Genomic DNA, 3,758 nt, shown 5'->3' with positions numbered 1-3,758 from the left:
AAACACAATTATTGTAAAACTATATGAGGTCTCGAATATTTGCTAATCAATGACCGCCTTTATAATTGATTTTTCTCTGTTCTTTATAATAAACTCAGATGATTATATCCCTGTAACAATTGAAAGGTGATTGATGAGCACTGTCTGGATAAAAAGCAATAAAAATAGAAAAAAGTTGAAAGATGATGTGGCGTTACTCCTAGAAAATGCTGCAGCCTGGGACTGGCTGGGCGAAGAAGAATGCCCTGTTCTCTTAAAACCCAACCTTGTTGTCAGTAGTCCCGCATCAGGGGGAGCTACAACAACACCGGCAATTGCGGAAGGGCTTATAGAATGGCTTGCCGATCACGGCTTTTCAAATATCATCATAGCAGAGGGCTCGTGGGTGGGAGACTCCACAGCCAGGGCTTTTGAAGTATGCGGCTATGCAGCACTTGCACAAAAATACAATATTCCCCTGATTGATCTCCAAAAAGACAGTTCGGTTAAAAGAAAAACCCCCATTGGAGAATTTAAAATATGTAAGACCATTGCCGACCTTGAAGAAAAAGGAGGAAGCCTTATCAACCTTCCTCTGGTAAAAGGACATGGTCAGACTCGAATGACCTGTGCTCTAAAAAACCTAAAAGGGTGCATTCCAAATGCAGAAAAAAGACGCTATCACACCCTTGGCGTTCACAAACCTGTTGCCTACCTCAACACCCTTATAAAACAGGCCTTTGCCTTGGTAGACGGTTTAAATCCGGATCCCTGCTGGGAAGAAGGCGGGAGTCCACAGCAACGGGATCTTTTGCTCCTTGCTAAAGACCCCGTTGCCATTGACAGCTATGCCTGCCGCCTTCTCGGTTTTTTAGACGAAGATGTTGAATATCTCTCCTTTTCGGACAAGCTCGGCATAGGAGAGGGCCATACTTCTGATGAAGAAATTATAAATCTCGATGGCACTGCTATAGAAGAAATTTTTCATAGTCATTTCCAGATTGGAGTAAAAAAGTGGATTGACTCAACTGTAGACCAGAGATCAGCCTGCTCCTCCTGCTTTGGACACCTTTCATCTGCTCTCAGATATATCCAGGAGGAGTACCCGGATATAATAACTCAGTCCCTCCCCTCACTCTGTATTGGCCAGGAGTTCAAGGGAAAGAGCCTCTCTTCAACCCAGAGAGGCATCGGAATCTGTACTGTCTCAGAAGGCAATAAAGCTCTACGGGGCTGTCCTCCCTCCAAGGAAAGTATACTTGCCTTTCTTAAAAAGGAGTTTTCTTCCGAATGATTTTAATAGGTGCGTAGACAGAATTTACATAGCGTGAAAGCTGACCAGGTGATAAGTAGCTGCTTTTAACGACCGCCCTAAAATACCAGCTCCCATTGAACGAGTTGCTGCATTAGGCATAGAGTAACAGATACTTACAGAAGTGTTACGCAGATCAGGAATGGGTTTAATTTGTATTTCGGCTTAAATGGCAGGAGCTTGTCCGAGGACATTTTCTTCGGTTGTGGACGGAACCGTTACCATCTCCAGTGTTCATTTGAGAATACTTTATTTTTTTGGTGAGATCGATCCATGGATGAGACCCACGATATTTACTTGTGTCAGTTGAGTGAAACAGTATCCTGTGGGGCCTGTTGTGGTTTGTATAATTTACCGGATCTATCACGTGAAAAACTTGAGATTTTGTTGTCAAGGCGAACGAAGGATTTCGAATCGGTCCCCAGAACTGAAGACGGGATTTTTCAATTTCAAAGAAGAAACAAAGGACCACACAGGCTGTCACGGCCGTTTCCCCAATTGCACCACTGCCCTTTTTTGGGGTTGATCGGTGATGAGAAACGGTGCGTTGGTTGCCTCCTCCACCCGGCAATGCCCGGTAACAATGGCGTAGATTATCGCTCTCTGAGCTGGTACGGTGAAATGGCATGCCGCACCTACTTTTGCCCCACAACCAATAAACTCCCTAGCGTCTACCAATCGATTCTTACAATGGTCATTGACAATTGGTATGATTTCGGACTGATTGTGACAGAGCATTCCTTGGTGACAGCCTATTTCAAGGAAGTAGAGTCTCGCCTTGGACGGCGTATCACGGTAAGTGATTATAGGCAGAATATCCTGGCAACGAGTGCTTTTACAGAATTTACCAACCTCAAGTCCAAATGGCCTTATCGAAGGCACGATGCCCCCGGTCCCTGCAACTTTTTCTTTGAAAACGGCCTATATCCCAGGCCAGCTGTCTTTCGTGCAACTCCGGATATCCGTCTATCCCCTTATGAAAAGATCCTTAGGGAGCTAGATACCGGCTTTTCATCTGCAAAAGAGATTGAGGCAGCAGATCAGTTATTGGACGATCTGTTTCTTAAAGCCGCGCGGGCATTAATGTAATTACAGATCCCTGGGGAGAGGAGGAAACTGTATGCAAGGGGGGATCATGTGAATAGAACGCATTCGTTCGATGAGAGCATTAAGGACTAACGTATAGTCATGAACTAACCTTAAGCGGGAAAGGTCGGAAACTGGCTATGACTACCAGCAGCAAGCCTAATCTCTGTCGTTCTGGACTGGTCTGGTTTGGTTACATTTCCAAATTCTAATCTTTTTTTCCAACCTGCTTCCTTCAGGCAGGCTCGAGTAAGTCTGCCCCTTGCCTTCGGCTAGTATTTATGATTTTGTAATTTTACAGACTCAGGATTCACATATGGGGTATTTACATCCCATAAGATTACGCCCATGCCGGGCGTACACCAAATCATGGGGATCGGGTGATTTTGTGCTGTTTTTGAAGGCCAACCACTTTTATCAACGTCAGTATGGTCCTGAAGGATAGCTCTCCAAAAGCGCCCGCCCCCTTACCTCTCAGTTGGGCAAAACGAATTGATGTTAAGTTGACATGATTGATGTGGATGAAGCTGAGATTTATTTTGAGAAAGCTGACGTGGCAGATTTCTTAACTGCCCCACATGCCCACAACTACTGAGAACTGCTGATTAAAGAAAGAAACGAGATTGAAAAAGGCAAAAGATATTTGGATTTGGCAGAAGCTGATGGATACTATGAAGAATTGACTGAATAAACCTCAGGCGTTTTGCGGTGCTTGCTGCAAAGAAATCGTGACAGGAAGAGAGGATCATTACAATTTTTGTAACCGTTCACCGAGGCTATAGCCAAACCTGAAAAAGTCAGTACGTTCATAAAAAGATTTTGGTACACCTCCCTTCATGAACGTGATACTCACATACCGCAAAAAAACGATCACCCAGGATGACGCTACCCTCGAAAATGGTGCCGGGAATGAAATGGCATCCATGGCCAAATTCTCAGGAAATATATGGACTTCGGCAACAACGACAACACGGGCATTTTCAGGCAATAAAAGTCAAGCAAAGACATGACCCTTTCCGAAGTATAATTTTCTATTTTTTTACAGCTGAAAAGGAGAAATATTACGGGAGACAAAGGCGGAAAGAAAGATAAGGATAAGGTTGATAAACAGCCTATTAAGAAATCTTGATGACCAAAAACTGTGCGGGTGTGGAGGTAAAGTGAATTCATCCCAGATCTAGGGACAAATCTTTCTCTCGACACAGAGTTAAGTGTACTGTCTTCGGAATTTCTCTCCGGTTTGATGTATTGGAAAAATCAATAAAAGCAAACACGGTGACTTGAAATCGAGCCGGTTTCGTGTAATGCTTTCCAAAATACTCGCACTAGGACCGTCGATGGCAAGTGGTATGGTTGACAGAGCTGCCCATTACCGAACCAA

2 protein-coding genes are annotated in these 3,758 nt (G+C 44.1%); both read left to right on the top strand.

Going from position 1 to position 3,758, the window contains the following annotated elements:
• Positions 1-133 precede the first annotated feature (133 nt).
• Entirely contained in the window at positions 134-1,273 is a 1,140-nt protein-coding gene (locus ACYQ8U_RS22730; protein WP_459947847.1) for a DUF362 domain-containing protein, read from the top strand.
• Positions 1,274-1,564: 291 nt separating this feature from the next.
• The gene (locus tag ACYQ8U_RS22725; RefSeq protein ID WP_459947846.1) at positions 1,565-2,380 is read left to right on the top strand and encodes a hypothetical protein; all 816 of its coding nucleotides are present in this window, start codon (positions 1,565-1,567) and stop codon (positions 2,378-2,380) included.
• The last annotated feature ends 1,378 nt before the right edge of the window (positions 2,381-3,758 follow it).

The sequence above is a fragment of the Desulfocastanea catecholica genome (assembly GCF_054657295.1).
Note: the sequence above shows the minus strand (reverse complement) of the source record. Positions and strands in the feature narration are given on the sequence as shown.

Excerpts from the sequence above, each read along its gene's own strand:
- ACYQ8U_RS22730 (WP_459947847.1), top strand. The coding sequence starts at position 134 with ATGAGCACTGTCTGGATAAAAAGCAATAAAAATAGAAAAAAGTTGAAA.
- ACYQ8U_RS22725 (WP_459947846.1), top strand. The coding sequence starts at position 1,565 with ATGGATGAGACCCACGATATTTACTTGTGTCAGTTGAGTGAAACAGTA.